The 16052-nt window shown below is 58.4% G+C and carries 13 protein-coding genes; 8 read left to right on the plus strand and 5 right to left on the minus strand.

Annotation, left to right across the window (positions count from 1 at the left end):
- Nucleotides 1-81: 81 nt before the first annotated feature.
- Together ACHZBS_RS20540 and ACHZBS_RS20545 are read right to left on the minus strand one after the other, a co-directional pair.
- Nucleotides 82-1563 carry a Do family serine endopeptidase gene (locus ACHZBS_RS20540; protein ID WP_319408390.1) on the minus strand — a complete coding sequence of 494 codons (1482 nt, stop codon included), beginning with the start codon at nt 1561-1563 and terminating at the stop codon, nt 82-84.
- A gap of 178 nt (nt 1564-1741) precedes the next feature.
- Nucleotides 1742-1978: a hypothetical protein gene (locus ACHZBS_RS20545; protein ID WP_319408391.1), complete on the minus strand. Its 237-nt coding sequence runs from the start codon at nt 1976-1978 to the stop codon at nt 1742-1744.
- Nucleotides 1979-2127: 149 nt separating this feature from the next.
- On the opposite strand from ACHZBS_RS20545, the gene ACHZBS_RS20550 reads away from it, so the two are divergent.
- The 8 genes from ACHZBS_RS20550 (at nt 2128) to ACHZBS_RS20585 (ending at nt 13895) form a co-directional block, all read left to right on the plus strand.
- Nucleotides 2128-2691, plus strand: a complete 564-nt coding sequence (locus tag ACHZBS_RS20550; RefSeq protein WP_319408392.1) for a DUF5698 domain-containing protein — start codon at nt 2128-2130, stop codon at nt 2689-2691.
- A gap of 88 nt (nt 2692-2779) precedes the next feature.
- The gene (locus ACHZBS_RS20555; RefSeq protein ID WP_319409104.1) at nt 2780-4210 is read left to right on the plus strand and encodes a diadenylate cyclase; all 1431 of its coding nucleotides are present in this window, start codon (nt 2780-2782) and stop codon (nt 4208-4210) included.
- Between the two features lie 179 nt (nt 4211-4389).
- On the plus strand, nt 4390-5556 hold the full coding sequence (locus ACHZBS_RS20560) for an efflux RND transporter periplasmic adaptor subunit (protein ID WP_319408393.1): 1167 nt from the start codon (nt 4390-4392) through the stop codon (nt 5554-5556).
- Nucleotides 5553-8798: an efflux RND transporter permease subunit gene (locus ACHZBS_RS20565; RefSeq protein ID WP_319408394.1), complete on the plus strand. Its 3246-nt coding sequence runs from the start codon at nt 5553-5555 to the stop codon at nt 8796-8798. The genes ACHZBS_RS20560 and ACHZBS_RS20565 overlap by 4 nt, the downstream gene beginning before the upstream one ends.
- Before the next feature lie 3 nt (nt 8799-8801).
- Nucleotides 8802-9797, plus strand: coding sequence for a calcium/sodium antiporter (locus tag ACHZBS_RS20570; protein WP_319408395.1), 996 nt, complete (start codon nt 8802-8804; stop codon nt 9795-9797).
- 88 nt (nt 9798-9885) lie between these two features.
- On the plus strand, nt 9886-11544 hold the full coding sequence (locus tag ACHZBS_RS20575; protein WP_319408396.1) for an adenosylcobalamin-dependent ribonucleoside-diphosphate reductase: 1659 nt from the start codon (nt 9886-9888) through the stop codon (nt 11542-11544).
- A complete protein-coding gene (locus ACHZBS_RS20580) occupies nt 11541-13100 on the plus strand; it encodes a glycerol-3-phosphate dehydrogenase/oxidase (protein WP_319408397.1) in 1560 nt (519 codons plus the stop codon). Before ACHZBS_RS20575 ends, ACHZBS_RS20580 begins: the two co-directional genes overlap by 4 nt.
- A 57-nt stretch (nt 13101-13157) precedes the next feature.
- Nucleotides 13158-13895: a dienelactone hydrolase family protein gene (locus ACHZBS_RS20585; protein ID WP_319408398.1), complete on the plus strand. Its 738-nt coding sequence runs from the start codon at nt 13158-13160 to the stop codon at nt 13893-13895.
- 2 nt (nt 13896-13897) lie between these two features.
- Here ACHZBS_RS20585 and ACHZBS_RS20590 read toward each other — a convergent pair whose 3' ends face one another.
- From ACHZBS_RS20590 to ACHZBS_RS20600, 3 genes are all read right to left on the minus strand, one after another.
- Nucleotides 13898-14314 carry a hypothetical protein gene (locus ACHZBS_RS20590; RefSeq protein ID WP_319408399.1) on the minus strand — a complete coding sequence of 139 codons (417 nt, stop codon included), beginning with the start codon at nt 14312-14314 and terminating at the stop codon, nt 13898-13900.
- Nucleotides 14315-14848: 534 nt separating this feature from the next.
- A complete protein-coding gene (locus ACHZBS_RS20595) occupies nt 14849-15247 on the minus strand; it encodes a hypothetical protein (protein ID WP_319408400.1) in 399 nt (132 codons plus the stop codon).
- A 191-nt stretch (nt 15248-15438) separates the two neighbouring features.
- On the minus strand, nt 15439-15990 hold the full coding sequence (locus ACHZBS_RS20600) for a cysteine hydrolase family protein (RefSeq protein ID WP_319408401.1): 552 nt from the start codon (nt 15988-15990) through the stop codon (nt 15439-15441).
- Nucleotides 15991-16052 lie beyond the last annotated feature (62 nt).

Here is a 16052-nt window from a genome sequence, read left to right on the forward strand (position 1 = left end):
CGCCTTTTCCGGCAATCTTTTTCGGAGCGCGCCGCTGATTGATCCGTGTCCGTCAACAGGTGGGGACGGACGTGGGAATGGTTATCCGATCGTCACCTGAACGTAGCCGTCTTGTCCGGTACGGTGGTCAAGTGCTTTGAACAGGACCTGCTGGTGGGGCGGCAGGGCCTTGATCAGGGCCACAAAGCCCTCGACTCCCTCAACGGGCATGTTGTTGACATCAACGATCACATCGTCCTTTTCAAAACCGGCTTTTCCCAACAGGCCGTCGGCATCCACCGATTTGATGGCAACCCCCTGGCCCGCTTCCAGACCATAATTACGGCTTTCGTCGGCCTTCAGAGGACGCACCACCGCTCCCAGGCGATCCTCCAGAGAGGCGGCGATCCGGCGTACGGCGTCATCCAGACTGCCGATGGTTACGGTCAGGTTGATCGGTTTGCCGTTTCGCTCCACAGTCAGGTTGGCTGTCTGACCTACCGGTGTATCGCCCACGCGGCGCTGCAAGGATGCGGCATCCTCAACCGTCTGGTCCTGGAACTTGACCACGAGGTCGTCTTTTTTCAATCCGGCGGTATCGGCCGGGCTGTTCGGGACCACGTCGGCGATCAAAGCGCCCTTTTTGTCCTTGAGTTTCATGGATTTGACCTGCTCGGGCGTCAAGTCGCGGATACTGACCCCCAGCCAGCCGCGGATCACCTTGCCGTGGTCGATCAGGGCCTGGGCCACATGAACGGCCATGTTGCTGGGAATGGCAAAACCGATACCTTCAAAACCGCCCGATTGAGAGGCGATGGCTGCATTCACGCCGACAACCTGCCCCGCCAGATTGATCAGCGGGCCGCCGCTGTTGCCCGGATTGATGGCCGCATCGGTCTGCAGGTAATCCTGGTAGGACGTGGGGTCGAGAACGCCGCGCCGGTGTTTGGCGCTGATGATCCCCTGGGTGACGGTCTCGTCGAGTCCGCGGGGATGACCGATGGCCACCACCCAGTCGCCGACCTCCATCTGGTCCGAGTCGCCGAATGTCACCGCCGGCAGCTTCTCATCGGTAGAAATATGGATCACCGCCAGATCGGTTTTCGGGTCGGTGCCTACCAGCTTGCCCGGGTAGGAGGTGCCGTCGGCCAGGAGTACATTGATTTCGGTCGCCCCGGCGACCACGTGGTTGTTGGTCAGGATATTGCCCTTATCGTCGATCAGCATGCCGGTTCCCAGACCTCGCAACTCCTGCTTGAACTTTTGGGGTGCCTGCGGTCCGTTGAAAAAGAAATGGAAAAATGGATCGTTGCCAAAAGGCATCATGGGGTTGGAAATTTCCCGCCGCTGGGTGACATCGATGTGGACCACGGCGGGTATGTTGTCGCGGGCCACCTGGGCAATTGCCGTTTTCCAGTTGACCGTAGACGTATCGGCAACCGTCGGTTTAACATGCTCATCCTTGGCGGCAGGGGCCACCGCAATGCGGTCTGAGGGCGACTGGCACTGGGTCAATCCCATAGCAGTGACCACCAGCAAGGCCGCGAACAGATAACGCAGTTGGTTTTTTTTTCTGGTTTCCATTTTTCTCTCCTTTGTCTACGGGTTGATCTTCCCACAATGGTGGATCTCTTCCTTGACCTGAAATTTAAGCCTATCGGCCGAAGAGGGGTATAAGCGCGCTTCCGATTTTGATGTAGGACCCGGCTGGTATTTTTTGTCGGGATATGTCCTACGAAACGACGAATAGGGGCTGTCATCATCACTGAAAATTAGTCGACCTGCTGCTGACCTTCAGTTGCGATGTATCCATGCCCCTTTGCAGGGCATAAAAATCCGCGAACTGGTCGAGGTCGTTGGCAAGACGCAATTGAAAATTATCGATCAAGGGGAATTTCTCCTGCGGGAAGGCGATGGCAGGGATCGAGCTGATCGGTATACCCGGGGCATCAATTCCCTGAGCATTTTTAGGGTTGTGCTTGCCATCCTCCCGATTCATGGTTTAAAAGAGAATTGAAAAACGATTGCGCAGCTGCAGATCCGGGAAGACGTGGGGTCGTCGATTCCGGGGAACAATCATTCACCGCTTTGTGGGCATTCATTCCGGTCCATCGTGACCATGAGGGATGGGGGGCCTAACCGCCAATCATGTTTGAGCCGCATATTCTCCTGACGGGAGTTATCATCTTTCTGGCCAGAATCTGTGACGTTTCCATCGGCACCATCCGCACCATCGTCACCGTTCAGGGCAGAACGGCCATCGCCTTTACCCTGGCGATTTTCGAAATTTCCATCTGGGTGACTGTCGTCAGCGCGGTGATCAGCCAGATCAAGGACCAGCCGCTGCTGGTTGTCTTTTATGCCTTCGGATACGCCACCGGCAACGTGGTGGGGATCATGGTGGAGCGCAAGCTGGCCTTCGGAACGATGATCCTCCGAATCATCACCCGCAGTGCGGGGCTTGAAATCGCGACTTATCTGAGACAAAAGGGCCAGCCGGTAACCATTTTTCACGGCGAAGGCATGCGGGGGCCGGTCAACGAGCTGTACATTGCCTGCCGGCGCCGGGACCTGAAATGGATATTGCCCGAGGTGCAACGGCTGGATCCGAAATTGTTCTACGTCATCGAACAGGCCCGGGATATGAGCAGAGTGCTCAAGCCGGTATCCACCCCTCTAGGCGGATGGCGATCTACCGACAAACGCAAATAACCCGGACATCGGGGCGATGGTTGGCAGCCCGCCCGACATGCAAGACGAGTTAGGCGGCGAGACTGTCGAAGGAGTCTGGTTGAATTCAGTGCTAATCATCAAAGCGCTGTTTACCTGGCGGGCGGCCGTGGACATCCTGCTGATCACGGCGGGTCTGTTCTTTCTCTACCGGACCCTGCTTCGGCTGGGCACCTGGGCCATATTCACCGGCGTCCTCCTGGCTACGGCGGTATTCTTCGTGGCCAATTTTCTGGACCTGAAGGGCATCGAATGGATCTACACCAACCTGAGCCATGTGGCCCTGATCGCCCTGATCGTGATCTTTCAGCCGGAACTGAGAAAGATTTTTGAACGGGCCGCGTCGGTCACCCGGCAGGATATTCAGCAGAAGGAAGACGGCCTGGCCAGCCTGGTGTCCCAGTCCCTTTTTAAGCTGGCCGAGCAGAAACGAGGGGCTATCGTCGTTTTTCCCGGCAGGGAGTCGGTCAGCGAGTGGCTCTCCGGCGGATTCAAGCTGGACGCCAAACCCAGCCTTCCCCTGATCATGAGTATCTTCGACCCCAACTCGCCCGGCCATGACGGCGCCTTGGTCGTCCACAACGGCCTGTTCACCCGATTCGGGGTGCGCCTGCCCGTTTCCGACAGCCAGCGGCTGGCCGAAGCCTACGGTACCCGTCACCATGCGGCCATGGGGCTGGCGGAACGGACCGATGCCCTGACGGTTGTCGTTTCCGAAGAGCGGGGGCAGGTGTCTATTTTCCGCGACGGCCAGATCACTCCGGCGAGCGACCCTGCCGCGGTCGAAGCGGCGATTCTGACCCATTGGCGGGAAACGGCCGCCCCGGCTATTGAAATCCCCACGGGCCGGCGATGGTGGGCCGCCGTTCTTCAACTGCTGCCCAGTTTTATCGTGGCGGCCCTGTTCTGGCTGTCGCTGACGGTGTCGCAGGGGGAACTGCTGGAAAAAGTCTTCACCGTCCCCGTGGAATACTCGCTGACCTCACCCGACCTGGTGCTCGTCGGCGACAAGGACAATGAAATCCGGCTTCACCTGGCCGGTCCGCGGACCAGCCTCGACGGGTTGAGCCCGGCCCAGCTCGGCGTAAAAATCGATCTGTCGAATGCCGTACCGGGGAAACAGTCCTTCCTGATCACCGATGAGAACGTGCGGTTGCCCAAAGATGTAACCCTGCTGGATGTGGCACCGTCGAGCCTGGAATTGACCCTGGCGGAAATCGTCAAGCGCGAAATCGCCATCAACGCACAGCTGGTGGGCCGGCTCCCCGCTAAGCTGGAAATTGCCGCCGTGGTCGTCAAACCCAACCGGGTGCAGGCATTGCTGCCCGCCACCGGGGGAAAGGACCAGGTCTCAGGCATCACCACCACCCCGATCTATCTGGAGAATATAAGGGAAACCACCACGCTGTTCTGCAAGACCATCGCACCGCCGGCCGTCCAGCCGGTGGACAAACGATGGCCGGACGTGGAGGTGACTATCGAAGTGAGGCCTAAAAAATAAACCATTCCGGTCAATCATGAACCCGTTGCCGTTGGCGCAAATCCTGTAAAAGTGATAAAATCGGCGGACGAAACGAAACCATCCGGATGTTTCTGGTTCTATTTCATTGTCTGTTCCATGCGTTTTCAAAATGTCCATGGGTCGATGGTACTGATTTTTAAAGTAAAAGGAAATGAACAATGCGAACCCTTAATCTGATGGCAGCCATCCTTTTGATTACCGGCCTATCCCTGTTCAGCTGCTCGGAAAAGATCGAACCGGGCAGCACCCTACCGCTTGAAGGGCCTTCCGTTGCGGTGCGGGTGAACGAAGCACGGAGCGCCGTGCAGCCGGTCGTGTATGAGGCGGTTGGCACGGTGAAAGCCAGGTTGTCGGCGACAGTCTCCAGCAAACTGATGGGCGTCATCCAGGCTTTCAAGGTTAAGGAGGGCGACCGGGTAAAGCAGGGTGACCTGCTCGTGGTATTGGATGATCGGCAGGTGGTTGCCCAGCTGAACCAGGCCCAGGCGGCCCTGGCCGAAGCGAAGAAGGCCGAAACCGGAGCCATGTCCGCCCGAACGGCTGCCGATGCCGGCGCCCAGAAGGCCCGGTTATCCTATGCGCGCAACCAGACCATGCTGGCGGGCGGGGCCATCACCCAGGAGACCTTCGAAACCGTGGATGCTCAGAATAAACAGGCCCAGGCGGCCCTGGCCCAGGCCGAAGCCATGGTGGAGGCGGCGCGTTTCCGGATCGAACAGGCGCAGGCTGCCGTAGATGCCGCCACCGTGGCCCAGAAGGACGCCCGCATCCTGGCTCCCTTCGACGGAGAAGTGACCGCCAAGCTGGCCGACGCCGGGTCGCTGGCTGCGCCGGGCACCCCGCTGCTGACTCTGGAGCGGGCGGGGGGGTATCGGGTGGACCTGGTGGTTCCTGAAACCTTCATCCAATCGGTCCGTATGGGTGAGTCGGTGGATGTCCGCATTTCGGCCATCGGGGAAGCGTCCATTACCGGCACGGTGAGCGTCATCGTACCCTCGGCCGATCAGAGCAGCCGGACCTTTATCGTCCAGGTGAACATCCCCACCGCCGAATCTTTGCGGTCGGGCATGTTCGCCCGGGTGCCCCTGACCGTCGGCGAGCAGAAAACGATGCGCATTCTCCAATCGGCAGTGATCCGCAAGGGGCAGTTGACCGGTGTGTTCATCGTGGATGAGAAAGGCACCGCCCGGTTTCGTCTGATCCGAACCGGCCGAAGCTATGGTGAACAGGTGGAGGTAATCTCGGGGCTCCAGGACGGCGCCCGGATAGTGGTCGATCCGCCCGCCCAATTGAACAACGGATCTACCGTGGAGATTGAGAAATGAGTCAATCATACGGTCCCGCCGGAAAAATCGCCAACTATTTCATCAATTCCAAGCTGACTCCGTTGATCATCGTCGCATCGATGCTGCTGGGCCTGGCGGCCGTGGTGGCCCTTCCGCGGGAGGAGGAGCCCCAGATTATCGTGCCCATGATCGACATTTTCGTGCAGATGCCCGGTTCCAGCGCCGCCGAGGTCGAACAGCGGGTGACCCGCCCGATGGAGAAACTGCTCTGGGAAATTCCCGGCGTGGAGTACATTTACTCCACCAGCATGCCGGGCATGGCCATGGCGATCGTGCGGTTCTATGTCGGCCAGAACGAGGAGGAGTCTATTGTCCGGCTGCAGTCCAAACTGATGGCCAACATGGATCGGATTCCCTGCTGCATCACGCCGCCTTTGATCAAGCCGCGATACATCGACGACGTACCCATTCTGGCGCTGACCTTCTGGAGCGATGAAGTCGGGCCCTATCTGCTGCGGCGGGTGGCCGCCGAGGTGGAGGACCAGGTCAAACGGGAGCCCAATTCCTCGCTAACCACCCTGATCGGCGGGGACAGCCGGCGGGTGGAGGTCCAACTGGACCCGGTGCGCATGGCCGGCTACGGTCTGGACCCGGTGGCCGTCTCCCAGATCGTCTTCGCCGCCAATCAGGCGGCCGACGCCGGCAGCTACCCCTCGCCGGAAGGCCAGATTATCGTTCATATCGGCGATTTTCTGAAATCCCCAGACGATGTGCGCAATGTCGTGGTGGCGGCCTACCAGGGGCGTCCGGTCTACCTGGGGGATGTGGCCACCATCACCGACGGTCCGCCGATGCCGGATAACTATGTCTTTTTCGGCACCGGGCCGGCGGCCGGTGAAGAGGGCCTGTCCACGGGAGGCAGCGGACGGACCCCCTATCCGGCGGTTACCTTGACGCTGGCCAAACGCAAAGGAACCAACGCCATCAATGTGGCCAACAAGGTGCTGGCACGGGTGGAGAGCCTCAAGGGAACGGTGATCCCCGACAACGTCCACGTTACGGTCACCCGCAACTACGGTGAAACGGCCAAGGAGAAAAGCGACGAACTGCTCTGGCATATGCTGATTGCGGTGGTGTCGGTGACGATTCTTATCTGGTTCACCCTGGGACACCGGGAGTCCGGCGTGGTGGCGTTTGCCATCCCGGTCACCCTGGCCCTGACCATGGCGGTCTTTTACCTTTACGGATACACCCTGAACCGCATCACCCTGTTTGCCCTGATTTTCTCCATCGGCATCCTGGTGGACGATGCAATCGTGGTGGTGGAGAACATCGTGCGCCATTTCCGGCTCCCGCAAAACAAGGACCGTTCACGGGTCCAGGTGGCCGTCGAAGCCGTTGACGAAGTGGGCAATCCGACCATTCTGGCCACCTTGACGGTCATCGCCGCCATCCTGCCCATGGCCTTTGTGGGCGGTCTCATGGGCCCCTACATGCGCCCCATCCCGGTGGGCGCCTCGGCGGCCATGGTTTTTTCGCTGATCGTGGCCTTCATCGTCACACCCTGGGCGGCCTATCGACTTTTAAAAAACAATGGAGAAACCGGCGGGCACGGCGGGTCTCACGGTTCAGAAGACTGGACCACCCGGCTCTACCGCAACGTCATGGACCATTTGTTGCACAATCCCTTGTGGCGATGGTCCTTCCTGATCGGTGTCGCTGTTTTGCTGCTGGGGGCCTGTGCCATGGTGGCTGCGGGATTGGTCCGGGTCAAAATGCTGCCTTTCGACAACAAAAGCGAGTTCCAGGTCATCCTGGACATGCCTGACTACGCTACCCTGGAAGATACCGCCGCCGCGGCTTTCGATATGGGTGATTACCTGGCCACGGTCAACGAGGTGGTCGATTACCAGATCCACGTGGGTACGTCCGGTCCGTTCAACTTCAACGGCCTGGTCCGCCACTACTACCTGCGCCATTCGCCTAATCTGGCCGACATTCAGGTGAACCTGGCCGGCAAGGGGCAGCGCAAGCAGCAGAGTCACGCGATCGCCAAACGGGTGCGGCCGCCGCTCCAGGCCATTGCCGATCGTTACGGGGCCCGGGTCAAGGTGGCCGAAGTGCCTCCCGGACCGCCGGTACTCTCTACCCTGGTGGCCGAGGTGTACGGTCCCGACTATGCACGTCAGCGGGAACTGGCCCTGAAGATCCGCGACATTTTCGAACAGACCGACGGCGTGGTGGATGTGGATTGGTATATGGAAGATGCGCAGACCCGCTATCAGTTGACGGTCGATCAGGAGAAGGCTGCCCTGAACGGCATCAGTGTGGCCCACATCACCCAGACCCTGCAGATGGTCCTGTCCGGCTCGAAGGCCGGGCTGCTCCATCAGGCGCAGGAAAAAGAGGATGTGCCCATCATGCTGCAGCCGCCCCTGGCCTTAAGGGCCGGCATGGATCTGCTCAAGGCCATCCGTGTCAGTTCCGCAGACGGCCACCTGGTGTCGCTTTCCGATCTGGTAACGGTCGAGCAGACCCCGGTGGACCGCAGCATCTACCACAAGAACCTGATGCCCGTGGTCTATGTGATCGCCGATGTGGCCGGGGCCAAGGAGAGCCCGGTTTACGCCATCCTGGAATTGCGCAAGAAGATCGATGCCATCGACCTGCCCGAAGGGTATCGCATCGCCCAGCACACGGCGGCCCTGCCCGAGAGCGATCAGCGTTTTTCCATGAAGTGGGACGGCGAATGGCACATCACCTACGAGGTGTTTCGCGACCTGGGCATGGCCTTTGCCGTGGTCCTGGTGCTGATTTTCGTCCTGGTGGTGGGCTGGTTCCAGTCCTTTTCCACACCGGTTGTGATTATGGTGGCGATTCCCTTTTCGCTTATCGGCATCCTGCCGGCCCACTGGGCCATGGGGGCATTTTTCACGGCCACTTCCATGATCGGCTTTATCGCCGGGGCGGGTATCGTGGTGAGGAATTCCATCATCCTGGTGGATTTTATCGAGCTTCGGCTGGCCGAAGGGGCGCCGCTGGACCGGGCCGTCATCGACGCCGGGGCGGTGCGCTTCCGGCCCATGATGCTTACGGCCGCCGCCGTGGTGGTGGGCGCCTCGGTGATTCTTTTCGACCCCATCTTCCAGGGCCTGGCCATCTCGTTGATGGCCGGCGAGGTGGCATCGCTGCTCTTTTCGCGAATGACCGTTCCGATCCTCTATTTTCTGGACAAGCGCTGGGAATTCGCCCACGGACATGGCGGAGCCGGGAAAGCCTAACACATGATCGTTTCTTCCCTGTTGATGCTGGCCGGGTTTGTCGTTTTGCTCAAGGGCGCCGACCTGTTCGTGGATGGCGCCGCGCGGTTGGCGCGGGGAATGAATGTTTCTCCGACGGCCGTCGGCCTGACCGTGGTGGCTTTCGGGACGTCGGCCCCTGAACTTTTCGTCAATATCTCGGCCGCGGTCAGCGGCAGCACCGATATCGCTCTGGGCAACGTGATGGGCAGCAACATCGCCAACATCCTTTTGATCCTGGGAATTTCGGCGCTGGTTCGACCGCTCTCCGTTTCAGAGGGGACTGTCTGGAAGGAGATCCCCTTCAGTCTGCTGGCGGCAGTGCTGCTGTGGGTTGTGGCCAGCGACGTCTATATTGACGGTGCCGTCCATTCAACGATCACGCGGTCGGATGGCCTGGTGCTGCTGGGTTTCTTCGCCATTTTCATCGCTTACACGGCATCCATTGCTGCACCGGTTCCCGGCCTGCCGGAAGTCAGTCCGGCACCCGCCGACAAAGCGGCATGGATTGCCCTGAAAATGACTGTGGGCTTTTGCGGGTTGCTGTTCGGGGGGCGATGGATCGTGGACAGTGCTGTCATCCTGGGGGATTACCTGGGCATCCCCCGGGCCGTGATGGGGCTGACGGTCGTGGCGGTGGGAACCTCACTGCCCGAACTGGCCACCTCGGTCGTGGCCGCCAGGCGGGGAGAAGTGGAGATTGCGGTGGGAAACGTGGTCGGTTCCAACATCTTCAACGTGTTTTTTATCCTGGGTGTCAGTGCGGTCATTCGACCGATCCCCTTCAACCCGGCGGCCAATGTAGACATGGGCGTCATGATGGCGGCCAGCATCATGCTGTTCATCTTCATGTTTACCGGACGGGTGCGCATCATGGACCGGTGGGAGGGGTTGCTGGCCCTAGTGATCTATTTCATCTACCTTGGTTACCTGCTGTTTCCCATCATTTTTCCCGGCATCCCGTCGGGTTTGAACGGTTGATCGCAGATGCAACTGCCTTGAACCGTGATTATGATATAGCAACCAACCCCTGTTTGGGCGCAAAAAAAACAGGCCGAAAGGCGGATCCATGAGCATCGTCAGCCTCACCCCGCTGGCCGGGGAAGTCTTAAAAAAACGATATCTTGCCCGTAACTACCGGGGAGAGACCATAGAGACGCCGGCAGATGTGTTTTCGCGGGTGGCCCGGGTGGTGGCCGAGGCGGACCGGTTGTTCGACGCCCGCGCCTTGGTGCGGGACACGGAGGCGCGCTTCGAGGCGGCCATGACCTCGCTCTCTTTTCTGCCCAATTCTCCCTGTCTGATGAATGCCGGTCGGCCGCTGGGGCAGTTGGCTGCCTGTTTCGTGCTGCCGGTGGAGGACAACCTGGAGTCCATTTTTCAGAGCCTCAAGGACGCCGCCCTGATCCACCATACCGGCGGCGGAACCGGATTTTCCTTCAGCCGGCTGCGTCCCGCCGGGGACACCATCTTTCCCGCATCGGGGGTGACCGGCGGTCCGGTGTCGTTCATCCAGCTGTTCGATGCCGCCACCCACCACATCGACCGCAACCGCGTCCGGCCCGGCGCCAACATGGGTGTGCTGCATGTGAGCCACCCGGACATCGAGGCTTTCGTCAAGGCCAAGCTGGACCATGGCCAGTTGTGCAACTTCAACCTTTCCGTGGCGGTGGACGACCCCTTCATCGATTGTGTGAAGAAGCGGCGCGATTACCCGCTGATTCACCCGCGAACCGGCGCCGAGGTGGCCCGGGTGCCGGCGGCTGACCTGCTCAGCCTGATGGCTGCAAGCGCCTGGAAAACCGGTGACCCCGGCATCCTGTTCATCGACCGCATCAACCGGGCCAACCCCACTCCGGAGATGGGGTCGCTGGAAGCCACCAACCCCTGTGGCGAGCAGCCGTTGCTGCCATACGAATCGTGCACGTTGGGCTCCATCAATCTCACCCGGATAATCGACGGCAAATCCATTGACTACCGGAAACTGGAGTCCCTGGTGCACCTGGCCGTTCATTTTCTGGACAACGTGGTGGAGGTGAACCGCCATCCTATTTCCCGGACCGGGGAGTGGAGCCGGATGAATCGCAAGATCGGGCTGGGAGTCATGGGATTTGCCGATATGTTGATCCTGCTCGGCGTCTCCTACCAGAGTGAACAGGCCGTGTTGCTGGCCGGTGAAATCATGTCCCGGCTCCAGCAATATGCCGAGGCTGCGTCAGCTGAACTGGCTGCCAGGCGGGGGAATTTTCCCGCTTTCCATCAGAGCGTATTTCCGGCCAGAGGGGTGAAGCGGCGGCGCAATGCCACCCTCACCACCGTGGCGCCCACCGGCACCATCAGCATTCTGGCCGGGGTGAGCAGCAGCGTCGAGCCGGTTTTTGCCTTTGAAGTACAGCGCCGGATCGTGGATCAGATCTTCACGGATGTGCACCCCCTTTATGAACGATACCGGCGGGAGGGCCGCAAGATAGACAAGCGCATCTTCCAGACGGCCTGGGATGTCTCTCCCCAATGGCACCTGAAGATTCAGGCCGCCTTTCAGAAATATACGGACAATGCGGTATCCAAAACAGTGAACCTGCCCGAATCCATCTCCGTAGACGAGATTCGCGCCCTTTTCCTGGATGCCGCCGATATGAACCTCAAAGGCATCACGGTTTATCGCGATCAGTCCCTCCCAGATCAGGTTCTTTCCGCCTGCTCCATGAAAAACGAGGAATGCTCATGAATCGAAGAAAATCAATAGAAACCATCGATAATTACGACGGGTACTGGGACATTCTGGTAATCGGCGGCGGTGCCACCGGTCTGGGGTGCGCACTGGATGCGGCCTCAAGAGGGTACAAGACCCTGCTGGCGGAGCGGCACGACTTTGCCAAAGGCACCTCCAGCCGCAGCACCAAGCTGGTTCACGGCGGTGTACGCTACCTGCAGCAGGGCAATATCTCACTGGTTCTCGAAGCCCTTCAAGAACGGGGATTGCTGATGCAGAACGCACCTCATTTGGTTCAGAACCAGGCGTTCATCGTGCCCAACTACGAGTGGTGGGACGGCCCCTTCTACGGGGTGGGCCTGAAGGTGTACGACCTCCTTGCCGGTCGCCTGGGACTGGGCCCCTCAACGTGGTTATCCAAAGCGGAAACCCTCAACCGTATTCCGACATTGGAACCGGACCAGTTGCGCGGCGGCGTTATCTACTATGACGGCCAGTTCGACGACGCCCGTCTGGCCGTCAACCTGGCCCAGTCGATTGTGGACGCCGGCGGTGTGCCCGTCAACACCATGCAGGTAACCGGCCTGACCTATTCGGGGAAAATGATCGACGGGGTAACGCTCAAGGACACCCTATATGGTCGAGAACGCCATATCCGCGCCCGGGTGGTGGTCAATGCAACGGGGATTTTTACCGACGACATCCTGCGCATGGATCAACACGCAGCCACACCGATCATCACCCACAGCCAGGGGGTTCACCTGGTGCTGGACAAGCGCTTTTTAAAGGGAAATACCGCCATCATGGTTCCCCAGACCGAAGACGGACGGGTGCTGTTCGCCGTTCCCTGGCACGACCGGGTGCTGGTGGGCACGACCGACACGCCGGTGGAACGCGCCTGTCTAGAGCCCCGTCCCCTGGAGGAAGAGATCGCTTTCATCCTCAAGCATGCCGCCCAGTACATGGTGGAGGATCCCACCCGGGAGGACATTTTGTGCATGTTTGCGGGGCTCCGGCCGCTGGTGGGGGAAGGGGCGGGGAAAAAGACCGCCGCCATCTCCCGGGACCATCATCTGGAGGTGTCTCAATCGGGTCTGGTGACCATTACCGGCGGTAAATGGACCACTTACCGCAAGATGGCTGAAGACACCGTGAATCAGGCGGCGTTGATCGCCGGGCTGCCCGAAAGCGAATGCCGGACGCGCAAGTTGCGCATTCACGGGTGGCTGAAGAACATGGACCCGGAAGATTCCCTTTGCGCCTATGGTTCCGACGCGGTTTTCATCCGGCGGATTATAGACGCGGATCCCGGGATGGGAGAAAAACTGCACGACAACCTGCCCTATGTAAAAGCGGAGGTGATCTGGGCCGTTCGCAATGAAATGGCCTTGACGCTGGAAGATGTTCTGGCCCGTCGCACCCGCGCCCTGATCCTGGATGCTGCGGCCAGCATGGCGGTCGCCGAGAAGACGGCCCGCCTCATGGCGCAGGAACTGGGATTGGGGTCGGAATGGCAGCAACAGCAGGTATCTGAGTTCAAGCGGTTGGCAAGGGGGTATCTGCCGGATTGAGGACGGATGACAGAAGACCGAGAACTGAAATATAAACCGCAAACCATGGAGGTTACCATGAAAACCATATGCACATTGCTGTTTCTGATACTATTTACGTCCACTGCCACGGCAGGTGGGCAGGTGGTTTCCTATGACGTCAAGGGGGAGGCATTCGAGGGGTATTTTACCTCTCCGGCTGAAAATGCCCCCTTGGTGCTGCTGATCCATGACTGGGATGGCCTGACCGATTATGAAATCAAGCGGGCCGATATGCTGGCTGAGAAAGGGTATGCGGTCTTTGCCGCCGATCTGTTCGGCGCCGGAATCAGGCCTACTGAGATGAAAGACCGGCGCCAGCACACCGGGGAATTGTACAAGGACCGGGAACGCATGCGCAGTTTGCTTTACGGTGCGTTGGCGGCGGCCAAGGCCAGAGGCGCCAACGTGAACAACGCGGTGGCGATGGGATACTGCTTCGGTGGCGCCGCCGTGCTCGAGTTGGCCCGGTCGGGGGCGGAGATGAAAGGCTTTGTCACCTTCCATGGCGGATTGAGTACCCCGGAGGGTCAGGATTACGGCAAAACCAAAGGATCGCTCCTGATCCTGCACGGCACGGCGGACACGAATGTCACCATGGATCATTTTGCGATGCTGGCCAATGCCTTGGAGGAAAAGGGCGTACCGCACGAAATGATCTCATACGGCGGTGCGCCGCACGCGTTTACCGTATTCGGTTCCGATCGGTACCGAAAAGATGCGGATGAAAAATCCTGGAATCGGTTTTGCGAATATCTGAAGGAGGCGCTGAGGTAGACTCAAGCCACTTTGAGAAATTCAACTTTCTTGACTCCGCTGGTGAAATCCAAGGCGTTGCAGATCATGTCCAGGTTATCCATCAGGGCTGTTTGGCGATGTTCTCCGAAGGGAAAGTTTTTCCCGATGGTTTTGGCCATGGAGGCCAGAAGCTTAACCCGCTGGTAGAATACATGGTCGAAATCCATCCCGTCTTTGGCTGCCTGTTCGCTGCGAATGGGAATCAATTGCTCCAGATCAATGCTTTCGGCGGCGATGTATCGCGCATTGCCGACGAGAGCGCTCTTGCGTACCGCCCCGAAAGGGTAGCCTTCCAGGTAGGCCCGCGTCATAACGATCAACAGCTTGAGCCGGCAGATAAATATATGATCCAAGTCCATTTCACAAGCCTTGTCGGGCGCAGCGCCGAACCGGAGCATGAAGTTCCTTTCCAAAATTTTGAACGGGGGATAAAATAGGCTTGCTGTCAAATCAGCAAAAATCGAACCATTCACAAAATTTTTATACAAAGATGCTGCCGGACATTTAACCGATTTCAATAACAGGAAAAATAAAAATCGGCAATACCCCTAATACTCATTAAGGGGTATTACAAAAAATTCCTATTGTTTCTTTTATGTTATAGTTTCTGTGACAAAAAATACACGGGCCTGTATACAGGGCCGATGCGCATCTTTCATTCTTGAAGGCCTGCGGATGGTTCTGTCGATTAAAAAGGTTCGGAACCTGCGGCTTTGGCTTTTTATATCAACGCCGGCTCATTGCGGGTTGATCCGCTGTCGATGTCCGCCCCGTATTGATGGAAAAAACCGTGCTGTTCCGCTCTCGCCGAGAATGGGAGCAGATTCAGCCATCCGTCCAGATGATCGTAAAACTGCGGTAAAAATGCAGGTGGTTCGGGATCGCCGCGGGGATTCGCAAAGATACAGTGTTTCCCAGCCGGTAACGCTGTATCAGAAGCCGCGCCGGTTGGCCGAAAACCCTATTACCAGTTCTACTGCGCTCATACCGACCAGAAGCAGAACCAGGAACCATAAAAAGATCAGGCCGCGTAAGGGCAGGGCCAAGTGGCCGAAGGCAAGCCATCCGAGCAGCACCAATCCACCGCACAGGTTGATGGCGATCGCTCCGCCGAGTCCCAAGCCAACACTGTTTCCTGTTTTATTGCGCGTCTCCAACATCAGGGCGATGCCGATCCCGAATAGGACCCCGCCGAGAATGTTCGCATAAAAGGCATTGGCGGCCGGCGGCACGCCCAGCAACCTGACCCATCCGTCGGAAAATATGATCAACAGCGTGCCGAGGATCAGGTTGATGATTCCGTCGATGGTGAGCAGCGTGGATCGACGCATAATCTTTCGCCCCGTTCGGAATACTCCATTATAAATCATTTTCATTATACAAATGGTGTTGAAAAATGTCATGAACGCAGGCCAGACAAGGAAATATTCGGCGGAAGAGAGGAGTTTGTGTGTGATAACTGAGCATTTTGAATCGACTGTTAACGCCGTATGGCCCCGCGCAATAGTTTTTCGACACTCTGTCAAGCCATTTTTTTGATTAGCGATTGCGTTGAAAGAACTTCTGCATACACCCCGGCCATTGCGGCCATGAAGGATGCATGCACTTCCGATGCGTTGATGGTTTTTCCATTAAATATCAAATTCATAGTCGCACAGGCATCTTCGGCAACGGTACAGTTGAAGCCCAGATCAAACGCGGCGCGGACGGTGGCGTCGATACACATGTGGCTCATGGCACCGCAAATGACCAGATCCTGGATTTTCCGCTGTCCGAGAAGTTTAGCAAGGGTGGTGTCGCGAAAGCTGTTGGGATAGTTTTTGACGATGGTCGTTTCGTCTCCCATGGGGGCAACCGTAGCATTTATTCGGGCCCCGTTGGTCTCCGGCAGAAAAAACGTCGCCCCCGGTCGAGCGGCGATGTGTTGAATATGGAAAACCGGTTGTTCTCTTTTTCTGAATGCCTCCAGGAGAAGGCGGGCGTTGGCGGCGGCGGTCCCGATGCCGACCAGTTCCATACTCCCCCCGGGAAAATAGTCGTTCTGAAGGTCAACCAGGATCATGCATGTTTTCATGTCGTCTCCTCATCGTTATGGATAATCGCTTCCCAGGGAATAGGTCCCTGTGCGCCATGTCT

The sequence above is a fragment of the uncultured Desulfosarcina sp. genome, from assembly GCF_963664155.2.
Taxonomy (GTDB): Bacteria; Desulfobacterota; Desulfobacteria; order Desulfobacterales; family Desulfosarcinaceae; genus Desulfosarcina.